The 16,222-nt window shown below is 42.4% G+C and carries 21 protein-coding genes; 13 read left to right on the forward strand and 8 right to left on the reverse strand.

Features of this window, described 5'->3' with window-relative positions; all coding sequences use genetic code 11:
• Positions 1 to 111: 111 nt before the first annotated feature.
• Complete coding sequence (gene bshB2 / locus AC1DSK_RS01155) at positions 112 to 807, reverse strand: bacillithiol biosynthesis deacetylase BshB2 (RefSeq protein ID WP_477546238.1); 696 nt, start codon at positions 805 to 807, stop codon at positions 112 to 114.
• A gap of 15 nt (positions 808 to 822) precedes the next feature.
• On the reverse strand, positions 823 to 1,173 hold the full coding sequence (locus AC1DSK_RS01160) for a YojF family protein (protein WP_342542209.1): 351 nt from the start codon (positions 1,171 to 1,173) through the stop codon (positions 823 to 825).
• 745 nt (positions 1,174 to 1,918) lie between these two features.
• Here AC1DSK_RS01160 and AC1DSK_RS01165 point away from each other — a divergent pair.
• The 6 genes from AC1DSK_RS01165 (at position 1,919) to AC1DSK_RS01190 (ending at position 6,882) form a co-directional block, all read left to right on the forward strand.
• Complete coding sequence (locus tag AC1DSK_RS01165) at positions 1,919 to 2,806, forward strand: ABC transporter permease subunit (protein WP_477546239.1); 888 nt, start codon at positions 1,919 to 1,921, stop codon at positions 2,804 to 2,806.
• On the forward strand, positions 2,803 to 3,825 hold the full coding sequence (locus tag AC1DSK_RS01170) for an ABC transporter permease (RefSeq protein WP_477546240.1): 1,023 nt from the start codon (positions 2,803 to 2,805) through the stop codon (positions 3,823 to 3,825). The genes AC1DSK_RS01165 and AC1DSK_RS01170 overlap by 4 nt, the downstream gene beginning before the upstream one ends.
• A 364-nt stretch (positions 3,826 to 4,189) precedes the next feature.
• The gene (locus AC1DSK_RS01175; protein WP_477546241.1) at positions 4,190 to 4,993 is read left to right on the forward strand and encodes an extracellular solute-binding protein; all 804 of its coding nucleotides are present in this window, start codon (positions 4,190 to 4,192) and stop codon (positions 4,991 to 4,993) included.
• Positions 4,994 to 5,032: 39 nt separating this feature from the next.
• Entirely contained in the window at positions 5,033 to 5,521 is a 489-nt protein-coding gene (locus tag AC1DSK_RS01180) for a COG4315 family predicted lipoprotein (protein ID WP_477546242.1), read from the forward strand.
• Between the two features lie 96 nt (positions 5,522 to 5,617).
• Positions 5,618 to 6,163: an RNA polymerase sigma factor gene (locus AC1DSK_RS01185; protein ID WP_477546243.1), complete on the forward strand. Its 546-nt coding sequence runs from the start codon at positions 5,618 to 5,620 to the stop codon at positions 6,161 to 6,163.
• A 59-nt stretch (positions 6,164 to 6,222) separates the two neighbouring features.
• The gene (locus tag AC1DSK_RS01190; protein ID WP_477546244.1) at positions 6,223 to 6,882 is read left to right on the forward strand and encodes an anti-sigma factor; all 660 of its coding nucleotides are present in this window, start codon (positions 6,223 to 6,225) and stop codon (positions 6,880 to 6,882) included.
• A gap of 307 nt (positions 6,883 to 7,189) precedes the next feature.
• On the opposite strand, the gene pdxK is transcribed toward AC1DSK_RS01190, so the two are convergent.
• Together pdxK and AC1DSK_RS01200 are read right to left on the reverse strand one after the other, a co-directional pair.
• The gene (pdxK, locus tag AC1DSK_RS01195) at positions 7,190 to 8,023 is read right to left on the reverse strand and encodes a pyridoxine/pyridoxal/pyridoxamine kinase (RefSeq protein ID WP_016428331.1); all 834 of its coding nucleotides are present in this window, start codon (positions 8,021 to 8,023) and stop codon (positions 7,190 to 7,192) included.
• 64 nt (positions 8,024 to 8,087) lie between these two features.
• Positions 8,088 to 8,348, reverse strand: a complete 261-nt coding sequence (locus AC1DSK_RS01200) for a hypothetical protein (RefSeq protein ID WP_477546245.1) — start codon at positions 8,346 to 8,348, stop codon at positions 8,088 to 8,090.
• 116 nt (positions 8,349 to 8,464) lie between these two features.
• Between AC1DSK_RS01200 and AC1DSK_RS01205 the strand changes: the two genes are divergently transcribed.
• From AC1DSK_RS01205 to AC1DSK_RS01220, 4 genes are all read left to right on the forward strand, one after another.
• A complete protein-coding gene (locus tag AC1DSK_RS01205) occupies positions 8,465 to 9,211 on the forward strand; it encodes a DUF4230 domain-containing protein (protein WP_477546246.1) in 747 nt (248 codons plus the stop codon).
• Positions 9,212 to 9,216: 5 nt separating this feature from the next.
• Positions 9,217 to 9,891 carry a uracil-DNA glycosylase gene (locus AC1DSK_RS01210; RefSeq protein WP_477546247.1) on the forward strand — a complete coding sequence of 225 codons (675 nt, stop codon included), beginning with the start codon at positions 9,217 to 9,219 and terminating at the stop codon, positions 9,889 to 9,891.
• A gap of 57 nt (positions 9,892 to 9,948) precedes the next feature.
• On the forward strand, positions 9,949 to 10,236 hold the full coding sequence (locus AC1DSK_RS01215; protein ID WP_477546248.1) for a YwdI family protein: 288 nt from the start codon (positions 9,949 to 9,951) through the stop codon (positions 10,234 to 10,236).
• Positions 10,237 to 10,404: 168 nt separating this feature from the next.
• Positions 10,405 to 10,785: a DUF423 domain-containing protein gene (locus AC1DSK_RS01220; protein ID WP_477546461.1), complete on the forward strand. Its 381-nt coding sequence runs from the start codon at positions 10,405 to 10,407 to the stop codon at positions 10,783 to 10,785.
• A 252-nt stretch (positions 10,786 to 11,037) separates the two neighbouring features.
• Here the strand turns inward: AC1DSK_RS01220 and gerQ are convergent, their stop codons facing one another.
• From gerQ to hemQ, 3 genes are all read right to left on the reverse strand, one after another.
• The gene (gerQ, locus tag AC1DSK_RS01225; protein WP_477546249.1) at positions 11,038 to 11,418 is read right to left on the reverse strand and encodes a spore coat protein GerQ; all 381 of its coding nucleotides are present in this window, start codon (positions 11,416 to 11,418) and stop codon (positions 11,038 to 11,040) included.
• 18 nt (positions 11,419 to 11,436) lie between these two features.
• A complete protein-coding gene (locus AC1DSK_RS01230) occupies positions 11,437 to 11,856 on the reverse strand; it encodes a cell wall hydrolase (RefSeq protein WP_016428323.1) in 420 nt (139 codons plus the stop codon).
• 85 nt (positions 11,857 to 11,941) lie between these two features.
• On the reverse strand, positions 11,942 to 12,691 hold the full coding sequence (gene hemQ, locus AC1DSK_RS01235) for a hydrogen peroxide-dependent heme synthase (protein ID WP_477546250.1): 750 nt from the start codon (positions 12,689 to 12,691) through the stop codon (positions 11,942 to 11,944).
• Between the two features lie 403 nt (positions 12,692 to 13,094).
• On the opposite strand from hemQ, the gene pta reads away from it, so the two are divergent.
• Both pta and lipL read left to right on the forward strand, forming a co-directional pair.
• Positions 13,095 to 14,078: a phosphate acetyltransferase gene (pta, locus tag AC1DSK_RS01240; RefSeq protein ID WP_477546251.1), complete on the forward strand. Its 984-nt coding sequence runs from the start codon at positions 13,095 to 13,097 to the stop codon at positions 14,076 to 14,078.
• A gap of 2 nt (positions 14,079 to 14,080) precedes the next feature.
• Positions 14,081 to 14,929, forward strand: coding sequence for an octanoyl-[GcvH]:protein N-octanoyltransferase (lipL, locus tag AC1DSK_RS01245; protein ID WP_477546252.1), 849 nt, complete (start codon positions 14,081 to 14,083; stop codon positions 14,927 to 14,929).
• 140 nt (positions 14,930 to 15,069) lie between these two features.
• Here the strand turns inward: lipL and AC1DSK_RS01250 are convergent, their stop codons facing one another.
• Positions 15,070 to 15,702, reverse strand: a complete 633-nt coding sequence (locus AC1DSK_RS01250) for an RsfA family transcriptional regulator (RefSeq protein ID WP_016428319.1) — start codon at positions 15,700 to 15,702, stop codon at positions 15,070 to 15,072.
• A 165-nt stretch (positions 15,703 to 15,867) separates the two neighbouring features.
• On the opposite strand from AC1DSK_RS01250, the gene AC1DSK_RS01255 reads away from it, so the two are divergent.
• Positions 15,868 to 16,092, forward strand: a complete 225-nt coding sequence (locus AC1DSK_RS01255; protein WP_477546253.1) for a YuzB family protein — start codon at positions 15,868 to 15,870, stop codon at positions 16,090 to 16,092.
• Positions 16,093 to 16,222 lie beyond the last annotated feature (130 nt).

Consider the following 16,222-nt stretch of genomic DNA (forward strand, 5'->3'; position numbering starts at 1 on the left):
ATGTGTATTTATTCCTAATAATTTCACAACTTAAACAGTAAAAATCCTGAAAGACCCATATTATGTGGAATCTCCAGGATTTCATTAGGAAATAATCATTTACTTGTAGAGTTAGAATGTTTCTTCAAAGTCTTCATGCCAGCGGTAATTATAGAACCGCTCATAGGTAAACCAGTTCTCAGCTTCAGGTTCTCCTTCTGCCAAGCGCTTCTCCATTTCCGCCAACATCCAAGCTGTCTGGGAAATATGTGCACGCATTGCGCCCATCTTTTGATCTCGTACTTCCTGAATATCATGAACGACATCAGGTTCTCCAAGATCATCCTTTGTATTATTTGCAAACGCCACCGCATACAATTTCGGACGCAGATTCTCATCCATACGGCGAACAGCACGTACGACCGCACGAGCCGTCGCTTCATGATCTGGATGCACTGCGTAGTTCGGATAAAACGTAATGATGAGTGATGGGTTAGTTTCTTCAATAAGCTTCGTCATCATTTGAGTCATTTTTTCATCATCTTCAAACTCTACAGTCTTATCCCGCAAACCCATCATGCGTAAATCGGTCAAGCCCATCGCTTGTGCGGAAGCAATCAATTCATCTTTACGGATATGTGGTAAAGACTCACGCGTCGCGAAAGGTGGATTTCCTAAATTACGTCCCATCTCGCCTAATGTTAAACAAGCATATGTAACCGGAGTTCCCTGTTTGATATACATGGAGATGGTACCGGAAACGCCAAATGCTTCGTCATCTGGGTGAGGAAATACAACGAGTACGTGTCTTTCTTGTGTTAAAGTCATATGATTTCCTCCTTCTTAATACGTAAATGGCGTTTCGCTGATTTGAAGCGCAACTGCCAATTTTCCTGATTGATCATGTCCAGCCATCAACAAACGACCGTACTCATCCAATTCAAAATGAGTGATCCCCTGTGCATACACCCAGCCATGCGGCAATTTTAAGCCAACACGGTGAGGGCTGTCACCTGCGACTTTTCCTAATTCATACTTCACGACAATATTACGTATGAATGCCCCTGCATTAAACACAGTCTCGTCAAAATGAGATGCATAAGCACCATTCGTCGTTTCCAAATGAAGATAAACATCTTTATCTGCAAAGGAATTTAACAATTCCTGTAACTTTGCTACATGTACTACGTCCACTTTTATTATCCCCCTCTTAACAACAAAACATCTACATATAAGTATAGTGAATTCTGCTGATTAATGCGATTAGCATGCTCATGGAAAAGCGGAAAACGCCACTCTAGCCCGACTCCGACGGTGGAAGAAACGAAACGAAAACTTGTTTTCGATTGAGTTTCTGAAGCGGAGGTGCGGGCTGGCGTTTGGAGCTGGACAGAAAGAAAAGCGGAAAGCGCACTCTAGCCCGACTCCGACGGTGGAAGAAACGAAAACTTGTTTTCGATTGAGATTCTGAAGCGAAGGTGCGTGCTGGCGTTTGGAGCTAGACAGTAAGAAAAGCGGAAAACGCCACTCTAGCCCGACTCCGACGGTGGAAGAAACGAAACGAAAACTTGTTTTCGATTGAGTTTCTGAAGCGAAGGTGCGTGCTGGCGTTTGGAGCTGGACAGAAAGAAATGTGGAGAAGCCCTCGAAGGCTCGACACCGGCGCCGGAAGTCTTGAATCGAAAGCCTGCTTTTGCATGTTTAAAGGATGGAAGGCAAAATCCCGACATCGTGTCGGACGCCTTCATGCCCCACATCCTGTGGGCCCAAGCTTAGGTGCGGGATGGGATTCGAAACTGGACAGAAAGTTTCGTCTGATAAGAGGAACGAAGACAATCGTGAAAGAATTAGGCTCGTCTAAAATTTCTTCGTTCCACGAAATAGAAAAATATGGTATTATTAAACTATCTGATTTTTTAGAGAACAGGAGGAAGGTAATATGAAAGGATTTCTCAAGTGGGTTATCCAGCTCGTAGCTGCATTGGTGAGTATTTTGCTCATAAGTGGAGCACCTGTGCTGATTGCCGGCTTACAGCAAGGGGAATTATTATGGAAAGAATACATAGAAACGATTCAATTGCATGCAACATCTCTAATGAATATTAGTGAGTTAAGTGTGGCCCATTTCGTTGGGCGTGGCGAAATACGGGAAGTCCCAATATTCCCACAGCTTCTGGAAAATATCACTTATTCACTTCAAATATTATTTTTGGCACTGGTTGTAGCTGTGGCGTTCGCATTAATCGGCACTTTCATCACGATGCTATTGCGCGAAAAGGCACGCGCACGTGTCAAACTTTTCTTTTATTTCCTGGAATCAATGCCTGACATACTAATCATCGTGCTTGCCCAATTGCTTGTCGTAATTATTTTCCAGAATACAGGGGTACTCGTGTCCAAAATTGCAGTGATTGGTGACGATCGCATATATTGGCTACCGGTTCTATGTCTGATGATTTTACCGATGATTCAATTGTACCGATTGAGCATGCTGACATTCGAAGCAGAAGAGCGGAACATGTATGTTGAACTGGCAAAATCTTTAGGCTTCGGAAAAGCATTCATCTTATTCATGCACATTTTCCGCAATGCCATCATCAGTGTGTTTTTCCAATCGAAAAAAACGATGTGGTTTATGCTATCCAATCTCTTCATTCTCGAACTGATGTTCAATATTCCTGGCGTTATGTTGTACATGTATGAAAACTTGAGCGGCACATTGTTCTTAGTGACAATCATAAGTTTCTTCCTGCCAATTTTCCTTTTGTATAGCCTTGGGGAATGGTACTTTATTCATCGATTAAAAAGAGGAGGTGCTGTTGGATGAAATCCGTTTGGAGACAACCTTTATTTCTCATTGGATTCAGCATCATCGCTTTCTTTTTAGTTGGCAGTTTTGTGTTTGAATGGATTTTCGGAAGTGTTCCGAAGCAAACGTTTTTCATTGAAGAAAATGGTCGTGCAGTTGAAGGTCCACCCATTTCACCAAAATGGATGCATCCGCTCGGAACGGACCAATTTGGCTACGATATGTTGGCAAAAATCATGATTGGTGCCAAATATACGATTATTGCAGCCATGGCAGTGGCATTTTTGCGAATGTTGATTGCCATTCCATTAGGCTTTGCACTTGGGACTTATTTGCAACGTCAGCGCTCATGGATTAATGGATTAATTGATCCGATTCATTATGTACCCATGACCATATTTGCCGTGCTATTGTTGTCACCAGTTCTTTGGATGCCGCCAGAAGGATTCTCGACGACCATTACAGAAAGGTTAGTCATTCAGGTCGTCATTATGGCTTTCATGACGGTTCCGATTGTGGCAGCATTGGTAGGCAATGAAGCCAACTTACTGTACCACCAGGAATATATATTGGCGGCACGTACATTGGGAGCCAGTCGCAGACGTCTGATCATCCGTCACTTATTCCCCCAAATGCGTGAAAAATTGTTGGTTCTTTACGGACAACAAGTGGTGGAATCGCTGATCGTCTTTGCCCATTTAGGGATGCTTCAATTGTTTTTAGGTGGAACAGACGTTGACTATGACGCCATGTTCGGCGATCCCCCTAGATCCATTTCATACGAATGGGCAGGGCTTTTCGGTAACTCTTTCCGCTACCTGCAAGGCGCTCCTTGGTTGCCCCTGGGTCCAGCCATCAGCTTTGCCCTCGTTATTTTGGCGATCGCAGCCATGATTGAAGGCTATACTCGGGCAACGAACGGTCAAGTCAAATTGCCGAAACGCAAGCGAATGGCCTTTGTTTCAGACGAAACCATCGAGTGGAACCAACAACAGCTCAAAGAAAAAATGAATTTACTTCAAAAGACCGCTAAATGATAATAATGAACACCACAACGTTTGCTGGAATCCAAGCAGTCGGTGTGGTGTTTTTGGTTATAAACAGGAGCGAAGCGGAAATAGGGGTAATTTAGGGTGTTTAGGTCTCCGTAATGTAACTAATCCAACAGAGTATCATCCCCTGTAAGTGCCGCGATGATTATTGCGCTTATTAAAAAAACTTGTTGAAAAAAACGGTACTTCCTTAACACCTGAGGTATACCTTTATTCTTCACCAGACTAATTTTCAATAGATTTATGAAACTTTCTAACTATTTTGCAATTATAATCAAACCGTTTACGGTCTCCCTTCGTTTCCTTTGATAGTACCGTTAAAAAATATATATAAAATGGAGGGAGAATCATGAAGAAGACCGTATTTCTATCAGCTTTACTGCTCTTTGTCATTACGGCTACCGGATTGTCAGCCTATGCAAATATGGACCCGAAGCCGACATCCCAGGCGACACCAAATTCCAGCCAAAGTGATCATGTCATCCGGGTGTACGGACCAGGCGGACCACTTGGACCGATCAAGGAAGCTGCTGAACATTTTTCAGCTGAAACGGGAATCAAGGTGGAAGTAACAGCTGGACCAGAAGGCAATTGGATAAGCCAGGCAAAGCAAGATGCAGATATTATTTTCGGTGGCTCCGAATATATGCTGCAGGACTTCATCTTTAACCATCCCGAAATGATCGACACTACATCACGTACGGAGCTTTACCCGCGTGCTGCAGGAATATTGGTGAGGAAAGGAAATCCTAAGAAGATTGAAAGCCTGGAGGATTTAACGAAAAAGGGAGTAAAAATAATCGATGTGAATGGGGCTGGCCAGCTTGGCCTGTGGGAAGACATGGCAGGCAGAAAAGGGCTGATCGAAGGCATTTCCCAAAATATTAACCTTTCTGTAAAGTCGAGTGCCGAAGCCATTGAACGATGGAAATCGAATTCCAGCCTGGACGCCTGGATTACCTATGAATCGTGGCATTACCGACTCGAGGATGTGACCGACCTGGTCGAACTGCCCGAAGAAGAAAAGCTCTATCGTGGAACGCCGATCGTCCTGACGAAAATCACCGATCAGAAAAAAGAGGCACAGCAATTTATTGATTATTTAAAAACGGAAGAATCTCACCAAATTTTTCAAAAATGGGGCTGGAAGTAAAGGTAAGCCTTAAAATCTAAAAAACTTGGAGGAACAAACATGAAAAAAGGAATTTTTACGCTCACGATACTTTCGATTATTTTTGCTTTGGCTGCCTGCGGAAATAGCACTGAGGAAAAAACAGAGACGGATCAACCCGATCAAGCCCAAACGGAACAATCTAAATCGGAACAAGACCCGGCTAACAGCCTTCAGCTTTTGGAGAATGAGAAAGCTGGAGAGTACCTGGCGGATCCACAGGGAATGGCCCTGTATTACTTTAAAAAGGACGAAGCAGGAAAAAGCAATTGCAGCGGAGACTGCCTAGCAATCTGGCCGGCATTTACCCAAGAGGATTTCGCCGTCCCGGAAGGTTTTGACAAAAAGGATTTCGATACGATCACAAGAGAAGACAACGGGGAGAAGCAGGTCACGTACAAAGGCTATCCTCTCTATTATTTTGCAAAAGACCAGCAAGAAGGGGATGTAAACGGACAAGGAGTAAAAGATGTATGGTTTGTTGTAAATAGCGAAACAGAATTTGAATAAGCCTGTCCAGGGAACGATCAGTCGCAGTCGTTCCCATCCTTATTTTTAAAATAGTATAATGGCAATATATTTTTTTCCATTAGCAGGGAGTGCCATATGAAAGAAAATTACGATGCGGAATTAATGAGATTGATAAACGAAAAACACGGTCACGCATTAGAGGAGCTTTATGATCGATATATAAAGCTTGTTTACGGCTTCGTTATGAAGTTTTGTAATAGGAATGAGGAAAAGACGAAAGAGATTATTCAGGTGGTATTTTTGAGGCTATGGACAACAAACAGCCATTACGATCCCGCTCAAGGCAACTTTGTAAATTGGCTCCTCACGATTACTCGCAATATTTGCATTGACTACCACCGAAAAGAGAAGAGGCATACTCAGCACTATCAAGAGGAGCATGAAGAGATCGCCGACCTTGCCAATGCAATCGAGCAACGAGTAAATACGAATGATATTGTGATGGCGAAAAACAAATTGCCGACGGCGCAAAGAAAATTAATCGATTTGCTTTATTGGAAAGGGTATTCTCTTTCAGAGATCGCCAAGCTGGAACAAGAGCCGCTCGGCACGATTAAAAGTAGGCTGCACCAAGCTCTTAAAGGTTTGAGGAAGCATCTGGAATTGGAGGATATCAAATGAGAAGGGATTGTGAACATATAATTCCATATATAGCAAATGAGCTCAAGGAGAGCGAACGCATGTCCTTTGTTGAACATTTAAAGAATTGTACAGAGTGTAAGAAAGAATATCAGGAATTGTCCCAGGCCTGGCATGCTATGCCATTTGATTATACCGAAATCGAGGTGCCTGAATCGCTAAAAGGCGAGGTGATGGGGTTTGTTTTTGATCACAAAACGAAAAGCGGTACTGAAACATTAATGGCTAAGATGAGCAAACTCGCCATGATGCTAAAAAGCCATTTCACTCCAGTTTCAACCAGTATCGTGGCCGTCTTGTTGCTCGCGATTATTGGTCTTGGAATAGCGAATGTACAGGAAAAAAGTCGCCATGCCGAAAATATACCCATTGAGATTTTAACGGGCATTCCCTTAAAAGCAGCCAATCAAAGTCACCCGGGAACAAACGGCATCGCATATATTGTCCAGCAGGGATCAGAGAAAAATTTGGTGGTGCAGGTTCACGAATTACCCGACGTCGAAGGTTCACAGGTTTACCAGGTTTGGTTGCTGAAAAACGGTACGAGGGAAAATAGCGGCATATTCAAGCCGGACGAAAACGGATCCGGAATACTGACCTACCAGCTCGCCGAAGGGCAGACTTTTGATCAAATCGGCATCACCGTCGAACCGGACGCCAATAGCAGCCAGCCAAGGGGAGAAAAAATAGCCGGGTCATAGATGGTAACAGAAAAGGACCGTTACATTTTAAATATCTGGCAAACCTTATATTGATGCCAATGTTCAAGAAACTTACCCAAAAATTGATCAAACTCAAAATGGATTCTTTAGATTTGCCGCAATAAAGCAGGTTCATGCGTTATTATTAATCAAACTTTATTCTAAAGATACAGGTTTCACTTCTACAAGTAACCTATTCCAACTAAACCTGCGATTTTTCCAACTAAAGTGTTCATTTTTCCAACAAACCACAAAAACTCCATAAAAAAGCCACTCTTTCATAAAGAAAGAGTGGATAGTTTGATATTTAAATTTCTGAAGTTGTAACTTCTGGTGCGCCGAAACGGTTTTTAGCTCCGTGCATAACCGGACCAACGTATTCGTTTAATTTCCAGCCGTTAGCGATTGCAGCGGATACGAATTTCTTCGCTTCCAAAACAGCTTCATTTACTGGAAGACCGTTTGCTAAGTTTGCTGTCACTGCAGCTGCGAATGTACAACCAGCTCCGTGATTGTAAGACGTGTCTGTTTTTTCTGATTCAAGTAGAGTAAATGTTGAACCATCAAAGAATAAATCAACGGCTTTTTCATGCTTCAACTGCTTGCCGCCTTTAATGACTACATTTGTAGCGCCTGCTTCATGAATCTTTTCAGCAGCACGTTTCATATCGTCAATTGTTGTTAATGTTCCAAGACCTGAAAGTTGTCCAGCTTCAAACAAGTTAGGAGTGACAACTAATGCACGAGGCAATAATGATGAGACCATTGCTTCCACATTTTCAGGGAAAAGGGCTTCGTCTTCACCTTTACACACAAGAACCGGGTCAATAACTACTTTTTCTAAACCAGAGCGATCGATTGCTTCCGCTGCTGTTTTAATAATGTCAACAGTTGGCAGCATCCCTGTTTTGATGGCATCGACGCCAGTAGAAAGAGCTGTTTTCAACTGTGCTTGTAATGTTTCAACAGGAATCGGATGAATTCCGTGGCTCCAGCCTTTATCAGGATCCATAGTCACGATAACTGTCAGGGCATTCATGCCGTAAGTACCGTGCTCTTGGAATGTTTTTAAATCTGCTTGTATGCCTGCACCACCAGAAGTATCAGAACCAGCGATGGTTAATGTTTTTTTCAAAGACATGAATGGATTCCTCTTTTCAATAAGTTTCTGTGTTCTATCGTACCAAAAACTCACAATAATTCAATTATTGGAGCTTATCCGCCCGCAGTAGTTGGATGGAAATAAAGGCTAATCCAATCGTGAAAATCAGCGAAAATCCTCCGGCAATCCAGTAATTCTGTGAAAGGAGTCCGAAACTAATAAAAGCAAATAACAATACAACAAGCAACATTCCGATAGTAAAGCAACCAAACCCAAGTGATTTTGCACGTTCGGGCACTTGGCTTTTTTCTTTTGTCGAACGCTCCACGTTTCGCATTTTCTCTCGCCACTGGTAATCCGCCATTTCACATCACCTCTAAAAATATCCTATCATTCGCCTCAAGGTTGTACAATTTGAAATTTTCCATTATCGTAAACGTACTAGAATTATTGACTAATATAGTAGAAACGGGGAGAACGATGTCAAAAGATCAGCGAATTAAGGATATTGAAAGATTGCTTGAAGAATTAAAAGCTCAGGACGAAACAGCCGTTACGCTGGAAAGTGTTCAGCCACGTTCATCTGGGTTTTGGCAACCTGGCTCACTTTTTAAGTCCATGTGGAAACGGAAAATGCTGTGGTTCATTACAGTGATGATTGTACTGATTATTGCAGTTCCATTTATCACTTTTTGGATGATTAAAGGCAGTACGTTCACGGAAAATAAAGGGGCTTTTTTGGAGCAAATTCAATCGATAAATGAACTCGCAACAGCAGAGGCTTACACGAAAGTTATGATTGAGAGACAGGACAATAAGATTTTCGGACAAGAAATCGGCCTCGACCTACCAGGGACGAAAAGTCAGTTATTGGTCGTTATTCCTGGGTCAGTGAAGGCAGGTATTGATTTCTCTAAAGTCGAAGCTGGAGATATTGTGCTAGATGAAGAAGCTAAAACAGCAACACTAACTTTGCCAAAAGCAGAATTTTTAGGTGGACCTGAAATTTTATTCGATCAAGTCAAAGTGTTTTCATCTGAAGGGTTGTTCCGCGAGAAAGCGGATATTACCGAAGCTTACGAATTGGCAACTGAAGCGGAAGAATTGATGAAGAAAGAAACGACGGAACAAGGAGTGTTGCAAAAGGCGGAAAAAAATGCCGCACGGTCGGTTTCTGAAATGTTTTCGTTGGTGGGGTATGATGTAACCGTTGAATTTGAGGAGTGAGTATCTTGGAAAAAGAGATATTTGAAAACGACTGGCAACAAGTACTTGAACATGAATTCGACCAACCGTACTACTTGAAATTACGGGAGTTTTTGAAAGACCAATATGAACATGAAACCGTTTATCCACCAATGGATGAAATGTGGAACGCTTTTAAAGAAACTTCTTTTACCGATGTTAAAGTGGTGATTGTCGGGCAAGATCCTTATCATGGCCCGGGACAAGCCCACGGCATGAGCTTTTCTGTCAAACCAGGGATCAAGCATCCTCCGAGTTTACGAAATATGTTAAAAGAACTTCATGAAGACCTTGGATGCGAGATTCCGCCAGATGGCATGTTGACGAAATGGGCAAGGCAAGGCGTTTTCATGTTAAACACGGTTCTCACCGTGCGAGCAGGTGCTGCACATTCACATAAAGGACAAGGGTGGGAACTCTTTACGGATGAAGTTATCCGCAAACTTTCTTTGAGAGAAGAGCCAGTGGTATTTGTGTTATGGGGAAGACCTGCGCAATTGAAACGAAAGCTAATTGATACGTCCAAGCATGCCATTATTGAATCCGTTCACCCAAGCCCCCTCAGTGCCCATCGAGGGTTTTTCGGTAGTAAACCCTATTCCAAAATAAATGAACAACTATCACAATGGGGATTAGACCCGATAGACTTTTGTTTGAAGTAGATTTCATGGTAAAGTGTAGTCTGACAAGAACAATCAGTAAAAGGAGAGTGACCGAACGTGATTCCATTAAGTCGAGTTGTCACCGAAATCGAGAAACATGTCGCAGTGGCAAAAGGTAAAGGTGACGAGCAAAGCATCCGTGAATCCTTGGTCGCGATTCGAGCTTTATGTAATGTTGCATTAAGTGAACAGCCTGAAGTCAAACCACAAGTCATGCCGATTCAATATGCACAACCAGTTCAACCAGTGCACACGGTCCAATCCACTTCATCTGTACCTTCCATTTCAGCTGGCGAACGCATGAAGGAAGACGACGCGAACGGTGATTCTTTATTTGATTTTTAACTGAATAAGAAATTTATAAAGAGTACAAAAAGAGTCGGGGAGATCAACGGATCTGTGGGCAGCGGAACGTATATTTTATACGTGAGCAGCTGAGCCGCAAGCATTGAAGAGATCCGACAGCTAGTAATTGCGGACATTTAAACACCACATATGAAAGAAGGAATAATTATGCCATTTTTTATCATCGCAGGTGCCATAAATGCATTTTTGGCCGTTGCTTTTGGAGCTTTCGGTGCACATGCACTGAAAGAAAAACTATCTGAAAAGTACTTAGCGATTTGGGAAACAGCAGTCCAATACCAGATGTATCATGCGATTGGACTAATCATTATCGGGATTTTGATGAGCACGAATATCATTGGGAATGTGCCACAGCTTAGCTGGGCAGGTTACTTAATGTTAGCCGGCATCGTGATTTTCTCTGGCTCACTTTATGTATTGAGTCTAAGTGGCATCGGCATTTTGGGTGCCATCACACCAATCGGAGGCGTAGCATTCCTTGCAGCCTGGGTACTCGTGATTGTCTCTGCAGTCAAACATATGAATTGAAATTTTGCGTCCTTCCAAGTGAAGGGCGTTTTTTTGTTGGATAAAAATTGTAACGAAAATACTGACGAAACGGTCTATTTCAGAATCAAATTGGAAGAACAAATGGAAAAATGGTCGCCTGATAAACATATTCCGTGAACATCAAAATGCCCTTTCACAAAACAAAGTGGAAGGGGATTTTTGATGAGCAAATGAATATTTGAAAAATAAGTTCCAAGTTAGAGACCTAGTTCCACTTTCTTTCACCGAAGATTAAAAGTAATTGATTTCTTCATCAAACGTTACGTAATCCAAATAAATCAATGGAATTAAATAACGTTTTCCTGTCCCCGGCTCACTGACAATTAAATGATCACGGCCTGCTGCTTCGATGATGCCTTTCACAACTTTGGCATTCCATTCACGATTGTTTTCGAATGTTAAATAGACAGTCGCAAGTTTGCCTTTGTTTAAACGTAAAATGTTTTCGATGTAGGATTCTTCACCAGCCGGTGGAGAAGTTGGGCGTCCTCCTGCGGGTAATGTAGAAGGTTGCATTTGTTGCTGGGGCATCATTTGTTGTTGAGGCATCATTTGTTGTTGCGGTTGTTGCATTGGTTGAGCATAAGCAGGATTCCAATAATATTGTACCAAGAAATCATCCTTTCCATTTTAAAGATTTGGGCAATCGGAGGGGCTAGGCGAAAAGAAGCAATGAGATTTATAACGACCTGTGTTCGGTTGGTTATACCATGTGGGAGGACATCCCCCCGGTGGTTCGAAAAACCATAAAGAACGTGTAGCAGGGTGGAAACGTTCACCAGCAATCACACGACGGGCAAGTGCCTTGTCTTGTTCACGGGCACGTTGGTAGAAATAAGATTTGGTCGTCGCTTCAAATCCACCTGGACTCTGAAAAACCATTTGCTGCACGTTGCGAATGTCATTGAAATCGAGACAAGTCGCAAGCACTCGATTCACACCGACGTTACCGACCATAAGCATTCCTTCCTTGCCTTCACCCTCTGCCTCTGCACGCATTAAACGGGCAAGAGTTTCAATATCTTTTTCAGTTGCCTGGATTACCGCCACAGCACAACCTCCTCGCAACTTATTATACGTAGCACTTGGGAATTTAGAACAAAAAAGGCTACGCATTTTTGCGTAGCCCGGTGTTTTATACAGTTAAAAATTCTGTTGTTTTGTCTGCATCAAGCAATGTTCCCACGAAGAATGAGCCAAACTCACCGAAACGTGCACTCACTTCGTCAAAACGCATTTCGTAAATTAACTTTTTGAATTGAAGGACGTCATCCGAGAACAACGTAACACCCCATTCAAAGTCGTCAAATCCGATAGAACCACTGATGATTTGTTTCACTTTTCCAGCGTATCCACGGCCAATCATGCCATGGCTGCGCATCATCGATTTACGGTCTTCCATCGATAGCATATACCAGTTGTCATTGCCTTCACGACGCTTGTCCATTGGGTAGAAACAAACATATTGAGAACGTGGAAGTTCTGGATATAGGCGACTACGAACATGCGGATTTTGATAAGGATCTTCATTGGATTCGCCTGCCAAGTAGTTTGAAAGCTCAACAACAGAAACGTAAGAATACGAAGGAACAGTGTATTCAGCAATTGTTAATTTGTTGAATTTCGCTTCAATTTGTTGAAGCTCATCCATCGTTTCGCGTAATGTCATCAGCATGAAATCGGCTTTTTGACCAATAACTGTGTAGAAAGCGTGGCTACCAGTTTTCGCTTCATGTGCAACATTTAATTCTTCTAAAAATCCTAAAAACTCATTTACAGCTGCTGTACGATCCTCAGTTGATAATTGTTTCCAAGATGTCCAATCCATCGTGCGAAAATCATGTAATGCGTACCAACCATCTAAAGTTTGCGCTGCTTCATTCATGTATGGGACACTCCTTCATCTAATTAAATATTCAAGTTAAGTTTAGCATAAAGCCTTTAAGAAACCTATATTCTCACCATTCACACATGATGAGATATGACAAATTCGTGTTATTATGAAGAAAAGCGGAGCAGGGTATGTAAGACCGACTCCGGCGCTGGAGAGAAGATTTTCTTTGCGACGAGTAACCGCAGGAGCAACCGGTTCGAATGCCTGCATTCGCATGAGAAATGGAAGGAAGGCTAAAATCCCGACATCGTGTCGGAACGCCTTCATGACCCACATCCTGTGGGCCTAAGCTTAGGTGAGGTCTACCCTGCGCAGCTAGAAACCAGCATAAGCGAAGAAACACAATTAACTTTACTAAAAAACAACCTTAACATGCCGAAAGGACGGATGCCGTGTGACGAACTTATTTGAAGAAATCAAAAAAAACATTACCGATAAGCAGATTAGAATTGTTTTACCTGAAGGAACGGACGAGCGTATACTTCAAGCCGCAATTAAATTGCATAACGAAGGAATGGTGACGCCCATTATAGTGGGTTCACATGATTTGGTGAAAGTAGCAGCGACGCAAGCTGGGATTGATTTGACGGGAATCGAAGTAATCGATCCTGTTCATTTCGAAAAGCTTGATGAACTCATTGAGAAATTCGTGGAACGCCGTAATGGTAAATCTTCGCCAGAACAAGCGCGCATTCAACTGAAAGACGTTAATTCATTTGGCACAATGCTTGTTTACACAGGTTATGCCCATGGCTTGGTAAGCGGTGCAGCGCATACGACAGCTGAAACAGTACGCCCTGCATTGCAAATTATCAAAACAAAACCTGGCGTGTCCAAAACAAGTGGGGCATTTATTATGGTGCGTGGGGACGAGCGTTATATATTTGCTGACTGTGCCATTACGATTGCACCAACAAGTGAAGACTTAGCTGAAATCGCTGTGGAAAGTGCCAAAACGGCAAAAGCGTTCGGAATCGAGCCAAAAGTAGCGATGCTGTCCTTCTCTACAAAAGGGTCTGCCGTTTCACCAGAAACCCAAAAAGTAGTCGAAGCCACGAAGCTTGCGAAAGAAAAAGCACCTTCAGTCAATATTGATGGAGAATTTCAATTTGACGCAGCATTTGTACCTGCAGTGGCGAAGAAGAAAGCACCCGGTTCAAGTATTCAAGGTGATGCGAATGTTTTTGTTTTCCCTTCACTTGAAGCAGGGAATATTGGCTACAAACTAACGGAAAGACTTGGCGGATTTGAAGCGATTGGTCCGATATTACAAGGATTGAATATGCCCGTGAATGACTTATCTCGCGGCTGTTCGTCTGATGATGTGTATAAATTAGTATTAATTACCGCAGCTCAAAGCGTTATGGCAGGGGAATAAAGATGTCTGGGTTTAATGACTTATTTGTAAATAAAGAATGGCGATTTTGGGATCAGTCCATGAGCGGCAGATCGAAATCCGCTCTTGAATCGTTTGCAGCGGACGATATGTTGTGTGAACGAGTTGGAAAAGGCGAATCCCTTCCGACCATCCGAACGTGGGTACACGAAAATACAGTAGTTCTCGGGATTCAGGATCACCGCCTACCTCATATCGGAGATGGGCGTGATGTATTGCAGGAACATGGTTTTCAATCCATCGTCCGAAACTCGGGTGGACTTGCCGTTGTGTTAGACAGTGGGGTTCTGAATATCTCGATCGTTGTTTCTGAAAAGAATAATGCAATAGATATCAATGCGGGATACGATATCATGCTTGAATTCGTTCGCCATCTGTTTCCGCAAATAGCTGATTCGATAGAGGCATATGAAATTGTAGGTTCTTACTGTCCAGGTTCTTATGATTTGAGTGTGGGGGGCAAGAAATTCGCTGGCATTTCACAAAGACGATTACGTCATGGAATAGCGGTTCAAATTTATTTATGTATTGAAGGGAGCGGAGCAGAGCGGGCAGCTTTGATTCGTGACTTTTACGAAGCTGGATTGAAAGGTGAACAAACTAAATTTGTTTATCCGATGATTGTGCCAGAAGTTATGGCTTCGGTCAGCGAAATCATTGGAGAAACTGTCACCGTTCAAGATACAGTCATACATGCGCAACGATTAATGAACCATTTGATGCGAAATGTTCACATGCAATCACTGCAGCCAGACGAAACGGATTTATATATGTATTACTTAACCCGAGTCGTTGAACGTAATCAAAAAATGTTGACTAAAATAGAGGCATAAGCCTACTAGATATATATGAACGTCCATGACTATTCGCTGTAGTAGTTTTTTTGATGTACTGACTGGAAATAGGAAACGATAGAGTCAACAAACCGTGAATAGACACTTGATAGAACACTACAAAAACAGAAAACCACCAATCAGTTGATTGGTGGTTCTTTCGCTACTAAATTACCATTGCGTTCCATTTGGAATACAGGTGAGATGTTTTCAGCATCATCATTCAAAGTCACTAAACGGCGAGCCCGGTTCATGATGTGAACAAACTGTTCGTAATCTTCGCGAATCGTTGAGTTCTCATTTTCCAATCTCGCGATATCACGTTCTAATTGCTTGATTTTTTCTTGAGAATGAGATAGTAGTGCGCGCCAGCGATGAGATTCGCCTTCGCCAGTGCCATTTTGTTGCAGACGTAACAAGTAGGCGATGACCACGTCAAGTGATAGTGCCGATAACGGAATTTGGACGCGTTCCTGTGGTTGTTCTTCGCTGCCTACGAGAAACAGAGATTGCCCTCTGCGACGGTATTCTTTCCCAAGCACACGCATTTTTTGCTTGCGATCTTTTTTTGCTTCACGCAAGTCTTTCTCGTATTCTCTTCTTACAACTGCATTCCAACGAAATCCGCAAGCCGCCGCTGTTCGATTCAAGGCATCTCCTGCTTCTTCAAATGCATTTAATTGCGTACTTCCTTCGCGAACGTGTCGCAGCACGGTTTCTGCCAATAATTCATCATTTTCATCTAACCAAGCATCTTGTCTAATTTTTACCATAAATGTCCCTCCTGAATTGTTAATAGTTTTGATGTTCTACTTCAAGCTTGTACAAGATTCGCAGGTTTTATTCATTCAACATTTAGATACACTTGAATCAGTATGGAAAAATGAGATACAATGACCTGTAGACTTTTACTCTCAAAAAGAAAGGGTTGTTGGCAAATGGCAAACGAATTCAGAGTTTGCGATGATTGTCAGGCCGTAAATTTAAAAACATTAATTCCTAAGTTAGAAGAAATCGATCCTAACGCATCGATTGATATTGCGTGTCAGTCTTACTGCGGTCCAGGACGTAAAAAAACATTCGCGTTTGTAAACAACCGACCTGTAGCAGCGCTTTCTGAAGACGAATTAATGGATAAGGTACGCGCCAAGCTAAAGGCATAATCTCGCTACTTCGATTAAAAGTTTAAAAATATCTATTCATACTTTCGCTGCCTTCCCTGAAGGTGGCTTTTTCTTTATAATAGACATAGTTAACTTTCAATTTAATTTGTATAAAAATTAGCGGGAATTT

Source organism: Paenisporosarcina sp. P4_B8 (assembly GCF_056402175.1).